Here is a 17456-nt window from a genome sequence, read left to right as displayed (position 1 = left end):
CGAACTTGATTATCCGGCCCACGCAGCTAAACGGGGGGCCTGGATTGAAGTTCGACGACACAGGGGTAGATGCATGAGCGATTTCAGGCTGGCCATGGTTTCCGCGGGCTTCGAGCACGGCGGAAACGTCACCCATCGCCACTTCGACGGCCATCCCGAGCTGCTCGTCTATCCCTTCGAGTCGCAGCTCGGCAACCGCAGCTTCAACGACTTCCTGGCCTCGGTCGAGCGCGTTCAGTACCGCTATCCCGAATTTCCGGAAGGACTGACGGCGGTCGAGCTCTACGAGCAGATGATCGACGAGGAGCTGAAGACCTTCCTGCGCAAGCGCAACGGCTCCAAGTTCCGCGATGCGGACTGCGTGATGGACGAGAAGAAGCGCGTCGCCGAGTTCGCCCGGATCGTCGGCCAGCCGCCAATCTTCCGCCGTCAGGTGATTGAGGCCTTCTTTCGTGCGACCTTCGCGGCCTGGGAGAACTACTACACCAAGCCGCGCCCGGGTATGGTCCATGTCGGCTACTCGCCCGCGATCGGCATCGATGCAGACCGCATGGTGCGTGACTTTCCCAATATCCGCATCCTGCACATCGTGCGCAATCCGTTCTCGGCGTATCGCGACACCAAGCGCCGCCCGTTCCCGCAGCCGCTGACCAAATACCTGATCACCTGGAACATCTATCACTCCACCGTCGAAATGTTCGCCAGGATGTATCCGGGCAACGTGCGCATCTTCCGCTACGAGGATCTCGTCGAGGACAAGCGCAAGTTCATGACCGAGGCGGCCGACTTCATCGGCGTGCCCTTCGCCGACACCATGCTTTATCCGAGCTGGAACGGCGTCGAGATCAAGGCCTCCATCGCGCCCTGGGGAACCGTGCTCAAGAGCACCAAGGACTACAACCAGGCCATCATCGAGGAGCTCTCGGACGAGGAGCGCAAACAGATCGCACAGGGCACCGCGGCGCTCGCCCGACATTTCGGCTACGATCGGGTCGACTATCTGAGCCCGCTCTATCGTGCTGAGTAAGATCGCGTTCTTCGAAACCGGCGACCGCCCCGACATCGCCGCCGATCGGGCGCGCCTGCTGCCCGCGCTGCGGGGGTATCTGCAACCCTTCGGCCATAATGTCACCGTGACGCCGGCGCCCGGCGGCACGCTTGGTGCCTGCTACGATGCGGACGTCTCCGGCGAAAAGCGCTTTCTGAAGACGCATCTCCCGGGCGCGCGCGCCAGCCTCGCCAAGGAAGCCGACATCCTCGAGCAGCTCTACGGCAACTCGATCGTGCTCGATCGCTTCGACATCCCGCTCGCGGATGGGACGGTGCGGCTCTGCCTCATGATGCCTGCGCTCGCGCCACTCGCCGCCCCGATGCCCCCCGCTGATGCCGCCGCGATGGCACGCGCATACGGTGATCGACTCAAGGATTGGCAGCCGGACGGTCTTGCCTCGCTCGAACACTATCTGGCATCCGCCGCACAGGCCCTGAAAATCCTTTCGGAACGCGGCCTGCTGGAGCAGGCCGGCGCAGCCGAGACGCACCGGCTGATCGCGCTGCTCGGGGATCGTCTACCCGAACTGCCCGTAGCCCTCTGCCATGGCGATTTCGGCCCCAAGAACATCATGCTCCAGGGCACAACGCCGCGCGCAATCGACTGGGAAGACGCGTTCCGGGGTGTCGCCGGGTACGACTATCTCTACTGGCTGACATTCATGGAGAACCGGCCGTTCCTGCAAACGGCTGCCTTCGGCCGGACAGGCCTCTCGCCGGACGTCGAGCGCGCCATCCTCGTGCTCGTCGTGCTGCTCAAATCCTATCTGGCGGTCTTGTCGGGCGCGTATCTGACGCACGCGGTATCGGCCCAGAACCGCATCGCCGAGATTCTCGATCTGCCGCGCTGATCAGGCTTGGGCAGTGCCGGCGACCTGGTCCAGCTGATCGAGCGAGAACCTGCGCAGGTCGCGCCCCTCGCGCAGCGCCTTGTACCACTCGACGGTGAGGCGAAGGCCCTGCACCAGATCGAGCCGCGGCGTCCAGCCGAGTTCACTGCGTGCCTTCGCGCAATCAAGCCTGAGATAGGCGGCTTCGTGCGGATGTGGGCCGGCGTCTGCCGCCCACCGCGCGCCGTCGCCCCACAGCGCGATCAGTTGATCGACCACCGTCCCGACTGGCACCTCGCTTGCGGTATCTGGTCCAAAATTCCAGCCGCCGACGAAACGTCCATCGCCCGCCAGCCGCTCGACCAGTGAGAGATAGCCGAGTACGGGATCGAGCGCATGCTGCCAGGGTCGCACCGAATTGGGATTGCGGATGCGGAGCGCCTCACCCGCCAGGAACGCCTGCATCGCATCGGGCACCAGGCGGTCGCGCGCCCAGTCGCCGCCGCCAAACACGTTGCCGGCACGCGCGGTCGCGACGCGCGCTGCGCCTCTCGCATTGAAGAAGCTATGGCGGTAGGAATGCGTGACCAGCTCGGCGCAGGCCTTGCTGTTGCTGTAGGGATCGTCGCCGCCGAGCCGGTCGCCCTCTCGGAAGGCGGCGCCCATGCCGTTGTTCTCGTAGCACTTGTCGCTGGTGACGTTCAGGATCACCTGCACCGATCGCAGGTGCCGCGCCGCCTCCAGCACATGCACCGTCCCCATCACGTTGGTCGCAAAGGTCTCGACCGGCTCCTCATAAGAGGGCCGCACCAGCGCTTGCGCCGCCATGTGGATGACGATGTCGGGCTCGGCCTCCGCCATCGCAGCGCGCAAGGTTGAGAGATCGCGGATATCGGCGAGGCGATGCTTGATGTCTTCGGCGATGCGCGCCGTGACGAACAGCGCGGATTGGTGTGTGGGCGGCAGCGCATAGCCGTAGACGTCAGCTCCGAGACGGCGCAGCAGCAGCGAGGCCCAGGCGCCCTTGAAGCCGGTATGGCCGGTGAGAAAGACCCTCTTGCCGCGCCAGAATGCCGGATCCGTCACCAGACCCTCCACTTGGCGCGGTTGCCCGTCCACTCACCCTCGAGGAAATTACGATCGCGCAGCGAGTCCATCGGATGCCAGAAGCCGGGATGCACATAGGCGCGCAGATCGTCGCCGCGCGCGAGCTGCTCCATCGGCTCGCGCTCCCAGATCGTCATGTCGCCGGCAATCAGGTCGCCGACCGACGGCGACAGCAGGAAAAAGCCGCCATTGATCCAGCCGCCATCGTCATTCGGCTTCTCCTCGAAATTGACGACCCGGTCGCCCTCGATCGCGACCGCGCCGAACCGTTTGGCCGGGCGGACCACCGAGACGGTGGCGCGGCGTCCATGTGCCTTGTGGAAAGCGATCTCGGCGGCGAGGTCGATGTCGGCGACGCCATCGCCATAGGTCAGCGCAAAAAAGGGCTCGTCTTTGACGTAAGGAAGCACGCGCTTCAGCCGGCCGCCGGTCTGGGTGTCCTCGCCGGTATCCACCAGCGTGACCCGCCATGGTTCGGCGGTTTCGCGATGCACTTCCATGCGGTTCTCGGCGAGATGGAACGTCACGTCGGACATGTGCAGGAAGTAGTTCGCGAAGTACTCCTTGATCATGTAGCCCTTGTAGCCGAGGCAGATCACGAAGTCATTGAAGCCGTAATGGCTGTAAATCTTCATGATGTGCCAAAGAATCGGGCGCCCGCCGATCTCCACCATCGGCTTCGGCCGCGTGCTGGTTTCCTCCGCGATTCGGGTGCCCAAGCCTCCCGCAAGAATTACGACTTTCATTCACCTGCTCCGGACGGGCACGCTTCCCGCGTAGTTCAGACGGCTTCTATACGAAGTGGCGCGACCTGGAAAATCTTCGAGTCGCAAAGCTTTTCGAAGCTTATAGGTGCTATATTACCTAATCGCAAAGCTATTGGCGTTTCCGCCCGTAGCCGATACCACTCTGCCGGCCGCATCCGGACGAGCCCCTCCCGAGACCCTGCTGGAACCGATCATGCCATTTGAAAACTACAGGAACAGCCGCATCCTCGTAACCGGAGGCGCCGGGTTCATCGGATCGCACCTCTGCGAGCGGCTGCTCGATGCCGGCGCGGAGGTGGTGTCCGCGGACAATTACTTCACCGGCAGCCGGCGCAACATTGCCCATCTGATCGCAAATCCGCTGTTCGAAGCCGTCCGGCACGACGTCACCTTCCCGCTCTACATCGAGGTCGACGCGATCTTCAACCTGGCCTGCCCGGCCTCGCCGATCCACTACCAGCGCGATCCCGTGCAGACCACCAAGACCTCGGTGCACGGCGCCATCAACATGCTGGGGCTGGCCAAGCGGCTCAAGGCGCGCATCTTCCAGGCTTCGACCAGCGAGGTCTATGGCGATCCGCTGATCCATCCCCAGACCGAGGATTACTGGGGCAACGTCAACCCGATCGGCATCCGTTCCTGCTACGACGAGGGCAAGCGCTGCGCCGAGACGCTGTTCTTCGACTACTGGCGTCAGCACGGCCTGCCGATCAAGGTCGCGCGCATCTTCAACACTTACGGCCCGCGCATGCAGCCAAATGACGGTCGCGTGGTGTCGTCCTTCATCGTCCAGGCGCTCAAGGGCGAGCCGATCACCGTGTTCGGCGACGGCGGTCAGACCCGCTCGTTCTGCTATGTCGACGACCTCGTCGAGGCCATCATGCGGTTGATGGTGACTGCGGAAGACGTCACCGGCCCGATCAATCTCGGCAACAATTCCGAGTTCACGATCCGCGAGCTCGCCGAAAAGGTCATCAAGCTCACGGGCTCGCGTTCCAAGCTCGAGTTCAAGCCGCTGCCGCAGGACGACCCGCGTCAGCGCCAGCCCGACCTCGCCAAGGCGAAGGCGGTGCTGAACTGGGAACCGAAGGTTGCGCTCGAGGACGGGCTGAAGGAGACGATCGCCTACTTCAAGCACTCGCTAGAAATCGCCTGATCCCGTTCGCAACCTTCCGCGTCCGCAGCGAGCTTCGGCAATGAGCGCACCGCCCGCATGATCAGCGATTTGCGCGCCTACCTGGACTCGAAGGCCGGGCTGAAGACCCTGGTGCTGCTGCACAGCGCCGTCACCTGCCTGTCGCTGATCGAGGTCGCGACCTTCCAGCTCTCCATCGACTTCAATCCGCGGCAGTTGTGGATCGCAGTCATCGTTGCGATCGGCTTCTCCGCCGTCTCGCTGCTGTTCGTCTCTGCCCGCTTCTGCTTCGGCTATTTCGTCGGATTCTACTTTTACACGATGATCCTGGGCTTCCTGTGGATCGACGTTTTCTCCGAGTACGACTATCCGCATCTGCTCGCCGGGATTTCGGCCGCGGTGTCGCTTCTGCTCTTCCTGATCCCCGTGCTGTTCATAAGAGCGCCGCTGCGACCAATCGTGATCCTGTCCAACGACCGCTTCGAGCAGCTGCTCACCCTCATTGTGGCGATCTCTGTCGCTGTCATTGCGGTGGCCGCGACCTACAATTTCAGGCTGGTCTCGATTGCGAACATCTATGACTACCGTGACAGCCTCGATTTTCCAGGACCGCTGCGATATCTCATCGGCTGGGTTTCCAGCGCGCTGCTGCCGTTCGCCTTCGCCTGCTACTGGCTACTCGGCTATGACTGGCGCGCCGTCCTGGTCCTGATCCTGCTGCTGTTGTTCTATCCCATCACGCTGACAAAGTTCGCGTTCTTCACGCCGGCCTGGTTGATCGGGGTGGCCGTGCTGTCACGTCTTCTGTCGACGAGAGCAGCGGCCATCGTCTCGATTTTCGGCCCGATGCTGATCGGGCTGCTGGTGATCTGGCTGACAGAGGCAAGTCTGGGGAGCACTCCCGGCAGATATTTCGACATCGTCAACATCCGGATGATCGCGACGGCATCCGGCGCCCTCGACATCTACAATCACTTCTTCGCCAGCCATCCGCTGACCTGGTTCTGCCAGATCTCCGCCCTCAAGCCGCTGATGCATTGCCCCTACGAGGAGCCGCTCGCGGTGGTGATGCAGAACACCTACGACTTCGGCAATTTGAATGCGTCGCTTTTTGCAACGGAAGGTATCGCGTCCGTCGGCCCCTGGCTCGCACCCCTGACTGCGCTCGCGGCAGGGCTCGTGCTAGCGCTCGGCAACCGGGCCTCCGCCGGGCTCCCGCCCCGCTTCGTCCTGATGTCATCAGGCGTGCTGCCGCACGTTCTGCTCAACGTGCCGCTCTCGGTCGCGATGCTCACCCATGGCACCGCCATCCTGTTCCTGCTCTGGTACGTGATGCCCCGCAGCCTGTTCGAACCGAAGCCGTGACGCCGTGCGCATCCTGATCCTCAACGCCGACTATCCGCGCTTCCTCTCCTGGCTCTACCGGCGGCGGCCCGGCCTCGAGACCGAGCCTTATGCGGCGCAGATGGCGGCACGGAACGCCAGCCTGTTCGGCGTCGCCGATTTCTACTCGCGCAATTTCGCCGGACTCGGACACGTCGCCGCCGACATCCACGTCAACAATCCCTGGATGCGGGCAGCCTGGGCACGCCAGCACGGCCTTGTCGTCAACGCGCCGCCCCCGCCCGGCGCGCCGGCGGCGCGCGATGCCGTTCCCGGCTGGCTGCAACGCGCAGTCGCGCCGTTCAAGCCAGTGCTACGACCGCTAGCGCGCAAGGTCGGCCTCAGCCCGCGCCTCGACGCCGAAGCGGAACAGATCCTGTTGGCACAGATCGAGGACTTCAAGCCCGATCTCGTGCTCAACCAGGATCTGTTTCACGTCGACACACGCCTCGCGCGCCGGATCAAGGGAATCGGCCGCCCGATCCTGATCGGCCAGATCGGCATCTCGCCCTCACGCGGCGAGGACTGGTCGGTCTACGACCTCACGATCTCGCAGATGGCTGCGGTGGTGGACTTCTTCCGTTCCCACGGAGCGCGCAGCGAAGTGGTCCATCTCGCCTTCGAGCCGGGCATCCTCGACGTCCTGCCTCCGCCTCCTTCGCAAGAATTCGATGTCACTTTCGTCGGAGCGGTGTCGGCGGATCACCAACTACGCGTGGCGCAGCTCGAGGCGGTGGCGCGGCGCTACGATCTCAAACTGTTCGGCAGCGGCCTGCACTCCCTTCCCGCCTCCTCGCCGCTGCACCGCTGTTATCAGGGCGAGGTGTGGGGCGTGGAGATGTATCAGGCGCTTCGCGCCTCGCGCATTACCCTCAACTCGCACATCGACATGGCCGGCCGCGAGGCCGGCAATGCGCGTCTGTTCGAAGCAACCGGAGTCGGCGCATTCCTGCTCACCGACTTCAAGGACAATCTCAACACACTGTTCGCTCCCGAGCGTGAGGTCGTCGCGTGGCGCAACGTCGAGGACTGCATCGCGATGATCGATCGCTATCTCGCCGACGACACGGCGCGCCAGTCCATCGCCAAGGCGGGACAGGCGAGGACATTTGCCGCGCATACCTTTCGCCGCCGTGTCGAGGAGATCCTCGTTCACGTCGGCTGAATTCTGGTCGGCGGACGCGGCAATCGTCATACCTCCGTGCGCCCTTGACGGTCTCGGCCAAAATGGCCAAAGTGCGCATCGAGACAGCTATCTCACTCTAATTACAGTGATTTTTTCGAGGCTCACGATGCAACACGTCGAACATGTTCGATTCGGCGACCAGCTCTACGCGATCATCGTGCGGGCCTCGTTTCGCGAGCCCGGCATCCACTTCTTTTCGACGCCGGAGCTGTCGCAGCAGCTCGCCTTCATGAGCCATCCGCAAGGCAAGACCATCGAGCCTCATCGCCACAACAAGGTGACGCGGGAGGTGCACTACACCCAGGAGGTCCTCCTGATTCAGAAGGGCAAGCTCCAGGTCGACTTCTACACGGTCGAGGAAAAATATCTCGAAAGCCGCGTGCTTGTTGCCGGCGACATCATCCTGTTGTGCAGCGGTGCCCACGGCTTCCACGTGCTCGAGCCGCTCGAGATGTTCGAGGTGAAGCAAGGGCCCTATTCCGGCGAGAACGACAAGACCCGCTTCCCCGAAGCCTCCCCGTCCGAAATCCGGATCAAGGATCCGCACCTGTGACCGCCCCGTTCATTCCCGTCAACACGCCGCTGCTCGACGCGAATGAGGCCGACTATCTCGCCGAATGCATCCGGACCGGGTGGATCTCCTCGGAGGGACCGTTCATCAAGCGCTTCGAGCAGGCGATGGCCACGGCCGCCGGACGGCGGCACGGCATCGCGGTCACCAACGGCTCGGTCGCGCTCGACATCGCGGTCCATGCACTCGGACTCGAGACCGGCTCCGAGGTCATCATCCCGACCTTCACGATCATCAGTTGCGCTGCCGCCTTGGTGCGGGCGGGCCTCGTGCCGGTCGGGGTCGATTGCGATCACGCGACCTGGAACATGACGGCGGAGGGCGTGCAAGCCGCGATCACGCCGCGCACGCGCGCGATCATGCTGGTTCACATCTACGGCCTGCCGGTCGATCTCGATCCGATCCTGGCGCTTGCCCGCAAGCACGATCTGAAGGTGATCGAGGACGCCGCCGAGATGCACGGCCAGACCTATCGCGGTGCGCCCTGCGGCAGCTTCGGCGACGTCTCGACCTTCAGCTTCTATCCCAACAAGCACGTGACGACCGGTGAAGGCGGCATGATCCTCACCGACGACGATGCGCTCGCCGATCGCCTGCAATCCTATCGCAATCTCTGCTTCCAGCCGCAGCAGCGCTTCGTCCACGAGGAGCTCGGCTGGAACGCGCGCATGACGAACCTGCAGGCCGCGCTTGGCGTCGCCCAGGTCGAGCGCCTCCCGCGCACGGTCGAAATGAAGCGTCGGATCGGCCGGCTCTACGACGAACATCTCACAGGGCTCAACCGCATCCGCCGCCCGGTCGCCCGCACCTCGTATGCCGACAACATCTACTGGGTCTATGGCATCGTCCTGACCGAGGACGTGCCGTTCAACGCCAAGGAGGCGATGCGGCGTCTCGGCGAAAAGGGCATCGGGACGCGGCCGTTCTTCTGGTGCATGCACGAGCAGCCGGTGCTGCGCCGGATGGGCCTGATGCTCGACGAACGCCATCCGAACGCAGAATGCATCGCTCGGCGCGGTTTTTACCTGCCGAGCGGACTTGCCCTGACCGACGAGGAGATCGCGCGCTCGGCTGAGGCGCTCAAGGAGATCCTGGCGTGACGGTGTTCGCCGACTACGCGCCCTGGTATGATCTTCTCTATCAGGACAAGGATTACGCGGAGGAGACGGCATTCGTCGAAGCGCGGCTGCGCGATCACGGTGTTGCCCCAAGCAAGCTGCTCGATCTCGGCTGCGGCACCGGCCTGCATGCACTCGCCTTCGCCCGCCGGGGGTGGGACGTCGCCGGCATCGATCTCAGCCACGAGATGATCGCGTGCGCCAAAGCACGGGCCGAGCAGGCCGGGCTGTCGATTCCATTCCGGCAGGGCGATGCCCGGGACGCAGGTCCCGAACGCGACTTCGACGCCGTGGTGTCGCTATTCCATGTCGCGAGCTATCAGACCAGCCGCGATGCGCTGACGGGCATGTTCCGCACGGCCGATGCGGCGCTGAAGCCGGGCGGCGTGTTCTTCTTCGACTATTGGTACGGCGGCGCCGTGCTGGCGCAGGGCGTCGAGACGCGTGTCAAGGTGATCGAGCAGAAGCCGCTGCGCCTCACCCGCATTGCGCAATCCGATCATGACGAACAGGCTGCGACCGTCACCGTGAACTACACGCTGTTCTGCGAGGACATGGACCGCGCCACGATCCGGCGCGTCGACGAAGCGCACCACATGCGCTACTGGTTTCCGTTCGAGATCGACGCCGCGCTTGCCGCAAGCGGCTTCCAGCCCGCAGCTCACGCCGCATGGCTGACGCAAGACGCCCCGAGTTCGAAGAGCTGGGCTGCCTATGCAGTCGCCAGAAAGAGTGTCACGCCGTGAGACCACTGCGGCTCGCCGTGATGCTGGAACAAGCGCTCGAGGTCGGCGGCGGCTTCCAGCAGCCGCTCAACGATCTGCTCTGGCTGCGCGACTGGGCGGCAAGTTCGGGCAACGAGATCGTGGTGTACTCGCCCTATCCGAAGACGTTAGACATCCTGAAGGAGTTCGGCGTCACGGCCCGCCTCCTCAAATTCGGCCCGCTCGACCACATCTTCCTGTTCCTGAAATATTGCGGGCCGTTCGATCTCGTCCAGATCGCGCTGAAGCTGAGATCGACATTCGAGCGCGCGCTGATCCGCGACGGCATCGACGTCGTGCACTTCACCTCGACATCGAAGCGGCACCTGTTGCTCTACGAGCTGCCCTTCATCATCACGATCTTCGACGGCTGCCATCGCGACGCGCCGGAGTTTCCGGAGGTCAGGACGTTCGGAGAATTCGAGCGCCGCGAGATTCTGTTCGGCCTTGCCAGCACCAAGGCGGCAGTCGTGATCGTCAATGCGCCGGAGCTGGTCGACGACCTCAGCCGCCGTTATGCTATGGAACGCGAGCGCGCGGTGTGCATCCCGTTCTCACCCTCCACCTATGTCAGCCAATCCACGTCCGATGCTTCTGACGATGCAGCCGTGCTGGCAAGATACCGGCTCGAGCCCGGCTATCTGTTCTATCCGGCGCAGTTCTGGCCGCACAAGAATCACATGACGCTGCTCGCTGCGCTCGCAAGCTTACGCGAACGGGGGATCACGGAGCGGCTGGTACTGTGCGGATCGGATCGCGGGGGCCGCGACAAGATCGATGCAGCGATCCGCAGCTACGGCTTGTCGGATCAGATCTCCATCATCGGCTTCGTCGAGTCCGCTGAACTTGGCGCGCTCTACCGCGGCGCCGCGGCGCTGGTAATGCCGAGCTATTTCGGCCCGACCAATCTTCCACCCTTGGAAGCCTGGGCGGTCGGCACGCCGGTGATCTATCCCGAGGCCTTCAAGGCCCAGGCCGGCGACGCCGCGATCCTGTTCGACTATGACGATCTGCGCTCCCTTGCGGATGCGATCGTCGCTCTGCGCAGCGACGGCACGCGCGAACGGTTGCGCGCGGCCGGTCATCGCAGGCTCGCGCAATTCGCGGCGGAAACCGAAGCCGGCCACCAGCAGTTCGCACGTCACCTCGAACGGCTGAAGCACCGGCTGGCATTGACCGCGCGTTGAACAGCAATAGCTAGAGCATGATCCGGAAAAGTGTGCAGCGGTTTTCCGAAAAGATCATGCTCAAACAATAACCTAAAGCGCGATGACGATTCATCCTGATCTCATCGCGCTTTAGGCTGGAATAAGCGCCCGCAAGCGCTCGCGCAGAGCCGTGCTCAGCAGCGGGCTTGCGAGCCCGCCAACCGCGACCAGCCAGATCGTGCATTCCACGATGAAGTGCACGAGCCCGCTGCCCGGCAGCAGCGCGATGATCGCCTGCCCGATCAGCCAACCCGTTGCCACGATGGCGACGGCCATGACCATCAGGAAGGCGATGTGCCTGAACGGATGATGCAGGGTCTGGCGCATCACCATCAGCGCGAGCAGTCCGAACTGGACGAGAATGTCGCTTGCGACCACCGCGAGCGCAGCACCCAGCGGCCCGAGCCGCGGAATCAGGACGATGGACAGCGTCAGGAAGACCACAAGCTGAAGGCCCTTGGCCCGGATCAGGAGGTCGCCGCGATTGCTGTGATTGGCAAAGACCAGCGCCAGCAGTGACGGCGCGACGGCGGCCGAGCCGAGCAGCAGCGTCACCGTGAGCGGCGCGTCGTAGGGAATGCTGCCATGGGTCCATAACGCGAAGAAGTCGGGCCAGAACGGCAGCAGGCCCGCGACAATCAGGCAGGCAAGTCCGGTCACGAACACCGAGCCGTGGGCGTAGAGCCGGCGCAGCCGATCCTTGTCGCCGACCGCATGGTCGTGGCCAAGCTCGGCGGCGAGCGGCAGCGTCACCTGAAGGCACAGGCCGCGCACCATGCTCGCGATCACGCGGGTCAGCCCCCATTGCGCCACCGCGACGCGGTTCGTGACCAGCGCGGAGACGAGCAGCACCGGGACGTTGACGAGCGCAAGCTCGGTGATGTTGGCGACTGCGAAGGGCACCGCACGGCCGAACTGCCCGACGCTCCAGCGCAGGGATGGCGACACGAACGGCGGTTTGCCGGCGCGGCGCAGGAACGGAAACAGTCGCGGCGCATCGAACGCAGCGAGCACGATCGCGAACAGGAGCTGCATCGACACGAAGGCAATCGCAACCGCAAGCAGGCTGCCGGACAATGCGAGCGCCGCAAGCTGGGCGATCTGTCCGAGCAGCAGCGCGGCGTTTTGCAACCAGACCGTCCGGCCATAGCGGCCGCGCACGCGATAGAGGCCGGAGACGAGGTTGGCGGGCAGGGTCAGAAGCATGCCCAGGATCATCACCAGCATCGCGGCATCGAATGTCGGCGTCGCGTGAAAGCCGAGCACGGTCGACGGCGGAGCCAGAACCACGGCCACGCACAACAGGATACCGAGCACCGCGATGATGACGAAATAGATCCGCAGCAGGGCCGAATAGAAGTTCGCCGTGCGCCCGTCGCAATCGGCGCAGGCTTTGAACGCGAGAAAGCGGTTGATCGCGCGAAGCTGCAATCCGGCATCCGCGACGACGACGAGACTGCCCGCCGCATAGATCGCGAGCCACGCCGCGAGCGTGTCGCCGGTCCAGACGTGCAGAAAGGCGGGGATGAGCAGAAGCTGCTGCGACAGCCCAAGCGCCATCTGGACCAGGTTCGCGGACCAGCCCTGCAAGAGACGGCGGGCGCGGCCGACGCCGGGTCCGCTCGAACCGTCGGCCGGTCCCGGCAGGTCAATTTGCTTGTCGGTCAAGCCGCGTCCTTCCCGTCAAGCAATTGGCCCGGCGCGCCAGTGCTCAGAGCCCATCCGACTCGCCGTTCTTCGGCGTCGAACGCGGCACGAAGGGCGCGAACGACGGGTCGGCCGGGCTCGGCATCGTCAGCTTGCCTCCGCCATCCGCGGGCGGGCTTGCGGGAGCGGCTGCGTCCGGCCGCTGCAGCGCCAGCACCTCGCTGCGTTCGCCCTGCTTGAACGTCACTTCGCGTGGCTGCACCGAAATCAGCGACCAGCCGCCGAGCGTATCGCCCTGCCGCAGGCGCACGACCTTCTGGTCGGTGCGATTGACGAGAATCGCAATGGCATCGCCCTCACCCACGACGGCCCCGACCAGCAATAACGGCGGCGGTGCCTCGACCGGCTTTGGCGGCGGCGCATAGACCTCTTCGACCGGCGTTGCGGCGACCGCGCGCGCCGGCGGCCGGCGCATGGCCGAGAAGATCGGGCGTTCCTGGGTCGCGGTCAGCGCCGAGAGCGGCACCGACCACAACGGATTGCCGCGGGGATTGGGCTTGCTCGGCGCCTGTTGCGCCGGACGCGCGATCGGCCTGATCGTTCCGACATCGATACTTTCAGCGGGACTGCCTACGGCGTCATCGGGCAAGACGTCCACGCGTGAAGAGGTGGCCGCCATGGTCCGAGCGGTGCCCAGAACCACGCACAATACGGCCACTCCTGTCGGCCTGAGCCACCCGGACATCGATATTCCCCTGCGACCGCCGGCCGCGCCACGACGACGGCGAGGCGTCCGCGCCAAACTAGTTCCGATCCGGTGCGCCATCAACCCGCGCCGCCTCGCCGAATTCGACGGAGCCGGGCATTCTCGTTGTTGCAACGCGTGAATATGTTGCTGGATCGCCACGATCTCAAAAAATGCAGGACCGAATGCGCTGGAACCCGGCGTAAATGGATACCCGTTCATTGCGGGCTGCTGCAACGCCATGAGATCATCGCACGGGCGTCGGACTACGCGCCCCGGTTGCATGCTAGCGATGATTTCTTTGCTGATTTGAGAAGATCTGATGGGTGGACGTACGATGGCAGGTGGGCGGATCGGACACGGACTGCGATCCGTCGTGCGCCACTCCCTGGCGATGCTGCTCGCGACCACGGCCCTCGGCGTCGTCGCCGCTCACGCCGTAGACGGCACATGGGTCGGCGGCAGCAGCGATTGGACAGCCCCTTCCAACTGGTCGTCCAACCCGAGCGTGCCGGACGGCACCGCAACCTTCACCAACACCGGCAGCACGGCGGTCGACAACAACAACGGCGTCGTCAGCATCGGCACGGTCGAGTTCACGAGCATCTCGCAGGCCTACTCGGTCACGATCGGCAACCCGTTCATCGTCAACGGAACGGGCATCATCAACAACGATACGGTCAATACGCAGAACTTCGGAGTCACCTCCGGCAACAACCTTGTCTTCCAGAACAGCAGCACCGCCAGCGGCGGCGCCGGTGCCGTGACCATCACGAACGATATCGGCGGCAGCGTCAACTTCATCCAGGACAGCACCGCGGGAACGGCAAGTCTCGTCAACAACGGTTTCGTTACATTCGAGGATTCCAGCTCTGCCGCCAGCGCGCAGATCACCAACAACGGCACCGGCCAGATCGACTTCTTCACCAGCGCCTCGGCCCGCACCGCCACGATCAGCAACGCCGCGGGTGCGTCGCTGAATTTCCACAACAGCACCACCGCCGCCACCTCGTCCATCGTCAACGACGGAACGGTGAATTTCGACGGCTCCGCCACCGCCGGCAACGCCACCATCACGACCAACAACGGTGGCACCACGAGTTTCGCCGGCACCAGCACCGGCGGCAGCGCGCGCTTCATCACCAATGCCGGCGGCACTGTCGACATCTCCGGCCTCACCAGCGGCGGGATGACGGCCGGATCGATCGAAGGCGCGGGCAATTATGTTCTCGGCGCCAATACGCTCACGAGCGGCAGCCTCAACACCTCGACCCAGGTTGATGGTGTGATTTCCGGCGCCGGCGGCGGACTGATCAAGGTCGGCACCGGCACGCTGACGCTGACCGGCACCAACACCTACACCGGCGCGACGACGATCTCGGCCGGGACGCTGGCGATCTCCGGCTTCGGCAGCATCTCGTCATCCAGCGTCGTCACTGTGGATGCGACGTTCGATATTTCGGCATCCTCGGTTCCGTTCAACGCAATCACGACGCTTGCCGGCAGCTCTTCCGGCATCGTCAACCTGGGTGGCAACGGGCTGGTGATCACCAATGGTTCGACTGAGTTCGCGGGCGTGATCCAGGGCTCCGGCGGGCTCGAGGTTTTCGGTGGAACGCAGACGCTGTCGGGCGTGAATACCTACAGCAACGCCACACAGATCGATGCGGGCGCAACGCTGGCGCTGAAGGACAGTGGCTCGATCGCGAATTCGCTCTACGTTGGATTCGCCGGCGCAGGCGCGACGTTCGATATCTCCCAGACCACGTCCGGCGCGTCGGTCACCCGGCTCTTCTCGTTCGGCGCCAACGGAGTCGTCGCGCTGGGATCGAAGACTCTGACCGTCACGATCGGCAATTCTTTCGGCGGCGTGATTCAGGACGGCGGCATCGGTGGCGGCACCGGGGGCAACCTCGCGATCGCGAACGGAGCCGTGCAGCAGCTCTACGGCATCAATACCTATACCGGCACCACGACCATCGCGAACGGCGGCGAGCTCGATCTGGTCAATTCCGGCGGTAGCGACGGCCGCATCGCGACCTCGAGCAGCGTCATTGCCAACGGCATCTTCGACATCGCGGGCCTGAGCGCCGGCACCTCGATCAAGTCGCTCTCCGGCTCTGGCACAGTTAATCTCGGCGCCAACACGCTGACGATCACGGCCGGCAACGGCACCTTCGCGGGCGTCATCGATGATGCCGGCTTCGGCGGCGGGCTGACGTTGACGAGTGGCACGCAGACGCTGACCGGCATCAACACATATACCGGCGCCACCGCTGTGAACGGCGGCACGCTGGTGGTGGACGGCTCGATCCTGAACAGCCCGGTCACCGTCAACACAGGCGGCACGCTCGCTGGCAGCGGCACGGTCGCCGGCGTCCTGATCAACGGCGGCACGCTCGCCCCCGGCAGCGCGGCAAGCCCGTTCAGCCCAATGACGATCAACGGATCGCTGACCTTCACTGCCGCTTCCACCTATCTGGTGCAGGTCTCGTCGACCAACGCCAGCCTCACCCAGGTCACGGGCGCGACCGACCTCGGCGGTGCGGCAGTGCGCGCGAACTTCACTTCGGGGACGGTCAAGAAGCAGTACACGATCCTGACCGCGGCCGGCAGCCTCGTCGGCACCACCTTTAATCCAACCGTTCTCTCCAACATGCCGACGCTCAACGCGACGCTGAGCTACGACACCAGCAACGTGTACCTCAACGTCAATGTGAACTTCACGCCCGCCGGCGGCCTCAACGCCAACCAGCAGAACGTCGCGAACACGCTGACCAATTTCTTCAATGCGACCGGCGGCATTCCCGCGGCCTTTGCCGCGCTGACGCCGGCGGGATTGACGACCGCCTCGGGCGAGCTCGGCACCGGCATCCTCCAGGCCGCGATCAATGCCGACGGCCAGTTCCTGAACCTGATGCTCGACCCGACCGTCGTCGGACGCAGCGGTGGTTTCGCCAAGGCGGGCAGGGTTGCGCAATTCGCCGAGAGCGACGAGGCCGCCGCCTATGCCTCGATGCGGCCGGCCACCGCGCGCGAACGCGAGGCCTATGCAATGGCGACCAAAGCGCCGCTGCTCTCTTCGCAGCCGAGCAGCCGCTGGAGCGTCTGGTCGGCGGGCTATGGCGGCTCGGCCGAGGTCGGCGGCAACGCGCTGGTCGGCTCGCAGGACCTGACCGCACGGGTCTGGGGCGGCGCGGCCGGCGCCGACTACCGGCTCTCGGTGGACACTCTGGTCGGCTTTGCGCTCGGCGGCGGCGGTCTGAACTACTCGCTCGCCAATGCGATGGGCGCGGGCTCGGCCGACCTGTTTCAGGCCGGCGTCTATGGCCGGCACAATTTCGGCTCCGCCTACATCTCGGCTGCGCTCGCCTATGGCTGGCACGACGTCACCACCAACCGCACGGTCGCGCTCACCGGCGCCGACCAGCTCCAGGGCCGCTACAAGGCCGACAGCTTCTCGGCCCGCTTCGAGGGCGGCTACCGCTTCGCAACGCCGATGATCGGCATCACGCCCTATGCGGCGGCGCAGGTGACGAATTTCAACCTGCCGAACTATTCCGAAACGAGCCTCAATGGCGGCGGCCTGTTCGCGCTGAACTACGCCGCACAATCGCTCACCGACACCCGCTCCGAGCTCGGCCTTCGCACCGACAAGTCCTACGCCATGCAGAACGGCGTGCTGACCTTGCGCGGCCGCGCCGCCTGGGCGCACGACTACAATCCCAGCCGCGCCGTCACCGCGCTGTTCCAGACCCTGCCCGGCACCAGCTTCGTAGTCAACGGCGCCAGGGTCGACGCCGACTCTGCGCTCGTAAGCGGCAGCGCCGAGATGAAATGGCTGAGCGGCTTCTCGCTCGCCGCTACCTTCGACGGCGAGTTCTCCGGCAACGTCACCAGCTATTCCGGCAAGGGCGTTTTCAAGTACTCCTGGTGAGCTGACGA

14 protein-coding genes are annotated in these 17456 nt (G+C 64.6%); 10 read left to right on the top strand and 4 right to left on the bottom strand.

Annotation, left to right across the window (positions count from 1 at the left end; translation table 11 throughout):
* Nucleotides 1-73: 73 nt before the first annotated feature.
* Nucleotides 74-1027, top strand: a complete 954-nt coding sequence (locus tag ACVIIV_RS18905) for a sulfotransferase family protein (protein WP_456745503.1) — start codon at nucleotides 74-76, stop codon at nucleotides 1025-1027.
* Nucleotides 1017-1901 carry a phosphotransferase gene (locus tag ACVIIV_RS18900; protein WP_456745502.1) on the top strand — a complete coding sequence of 295 codons (885 nt, stop codon included), beginning with the start codon at nucleotides 1017-1019 and terminating at the stop codon, nucleotides 1899-1901. Before ACVIIV_RS18905 ends, ACVIIV_RS18900 begins: the two co-directional genes overlap by 11 nt.
* Here the strand turns inward: ACVIIV_RS18900 and rfbG are convergent, their stop codons facing one another.
* Nucleotides 1902-2966, bottom strand: coding sequence for a CDP-glucose 4,6-dehydratase (gene rfbG / locus ACVIIV_RS18895; protein WP_456745501.1), 1065 nt, complete (start codon nucleotides 2964-2966; stop codon nucleotides 1902-1904).
* Nucleotides 2963-3733 (bottom strand): glucose-1-phosphate cytidylyltransferase, encoded by a 771-nt coding sequence (rfbF, locus tag ACVIIV_RS18890; protein ID WP_456745500.1) that lies wholly within the window; start codon nucleotides 3731-3733, stop codon nucleotides 2963-2965. The genes rfbG and rfbF overlap by 4 nt, the downstream gene beginning before the upstream one ends.
* A 214-nt stretch (nucleotides 3734-3947) precedes the next feature.
* Between rfbF and ACVIIV_RS18885 the strand changes: the two genes are divergently transcribed.
* The 7 genes from ACVIIV_RS18885 to ACVIIV_RS18855 all read left to right on the top strand — a co-directional run bounded on the left by ACVIIV_RS18885 (nucleotide 3948) and on the right by ACVIIV_RS18855 (nucleotide 11098).
* Nucleotides 3948-4910 (top strand): UDP-glucuronic acid decarboxylase family protein, encoded by a 963-nt coding sequence (locus ACVIIV_RS18885; protein WP_456745499.1) that lies wholly within the window; start codon nucleotides 3948-3950, stop codon nucleotides 4908-4910.
* A gap of 57 nt (nucleotides 4911-4967) precedes the next feature.
* Entirely contained in the window at nucleotides 4968-6254 is a 1287-nt protein-coding gene (locus ACVIIV_RS18880) for a hypothetical protein (protein WP_456745498.1), read from the top strand.
* Between the two features lie 4 nt (nucleotides 6255-6258).
* Nucleotides 6259-7437, top strand: a complete 1179-nt coding sequence (locus ACVIIV_RS18875; RefSeq protein ID WP_456745497.1) for a CgeB family protein — start codon at nucleotides 6259-6261, stop codon at nucleotides 7435-7437.
* Between the two features lie 127 nt (nucleotides 7438-7564).
* Entirely contained in the window at nucleotides 7565-8011 is a 447-nt protein-coding gene (locus ACVIIV_RS18870) for a hypothetical protein (RefSeq protein WP_456745496.1), read from the top strand.
* Entirely contained in the window at nucleotides 8008-9129 is a 1122-nt protein-coding gene (locus ACVIIV_RS18865) for a DegT/DnrJ/EryC1/StrS family aminotransferase (protein WP_456745495.1), read from the top strand. The genes ACVIIV_RS18870 and ACVIIV_RS18865 overlap by 4 nt, the downstream gene beginning before the upstream one ends.
* Entirely contained in the window at nucleotides 9126-9893 is a 768-nt protein-coding gene (locus ACVIIV_RS18860; protein WP_456745494.1) for a class I SAM-dependent DNA methyltransferase, read from the top strand. Before ACVIIV_RS18865 ends, ACVIIV_RS18860 begins: the two co-directional genes overlap by 4 nt.
* On the top strand, nucleotides 9890-11098 hold the full coding sequence (locus ACVIIV_RS18855; RefSeq protein ID WP_456745493.1) for a glycosyltransferase: 1209 nt from the start codon (nucleotides 9890-9892) through the stop codon (nucleotides 11096-11098). Before ACVIIV_RS18860 ends, ACVIIV_RS18855 begins: the two co-directional genes overlap by 4 nt.
* A gap of 111 nt (nucleotides 11099-11209) precedes the next feature.
* Here the strand turns inward: ACVIIV_RS18855 and ACVIIV_RS18850 are convergent, their stop codons facing one another.
* Together ACVIIV_RS18850 and ACVIIV_RS18845 are read right to left on the bottom strand one after the other, a co-directional pair.
* The gene (locus tag ACVIIV_RS18850) at nucleotides 11210-12787 is read right to left on the bottom strand and encodes a lipopolysaccharide biosynthesis protein (protein WP_456745492.1); all 1578 of its coding nucleotides are present in this window, start codon (nucleotides 12785-12787) and stop codon (nucleotides 11210-11212) included.
* A 43-nt stretch (nucleotides 12788-12830) separates the two neighbouring features.
* On the bottom strand, nucleotides 12831-13469 hold the full coding sequence (locus ACVIIV_RS18845) for a hypothetical protein (protein WP_456748773.1): 639 nt from the start codon (nucleotides 13467-13469) through the stop codon (nucleotides 12831-12833).
* A gap of 364 nt (nucleotides 13470-13833) precedes the next feature.
* Between ACVIIV_RS18845 and ACVIIV_RS18840 the strand changes: the two genes are divergently transcribed.
* A complete protein-coding gene (locus ACVIIV_RS18840; RefSeq protein ID WP_456745491.1) occupies nucleotides 13834-17448 on the top strand; it encodes an autotransporter domain-containing protein in 3615 nt (1204 codons plus the stop codon).
* Nucleotides 17449-17456: the final 8 nt, after the last annotated feature.

The organism is Bradyrhizobium sp. USDA 4354 (assembly GCF_054060315.1).
This window is presented reverse-complemented; position numbering and strand designations above follow the sequence as displayed.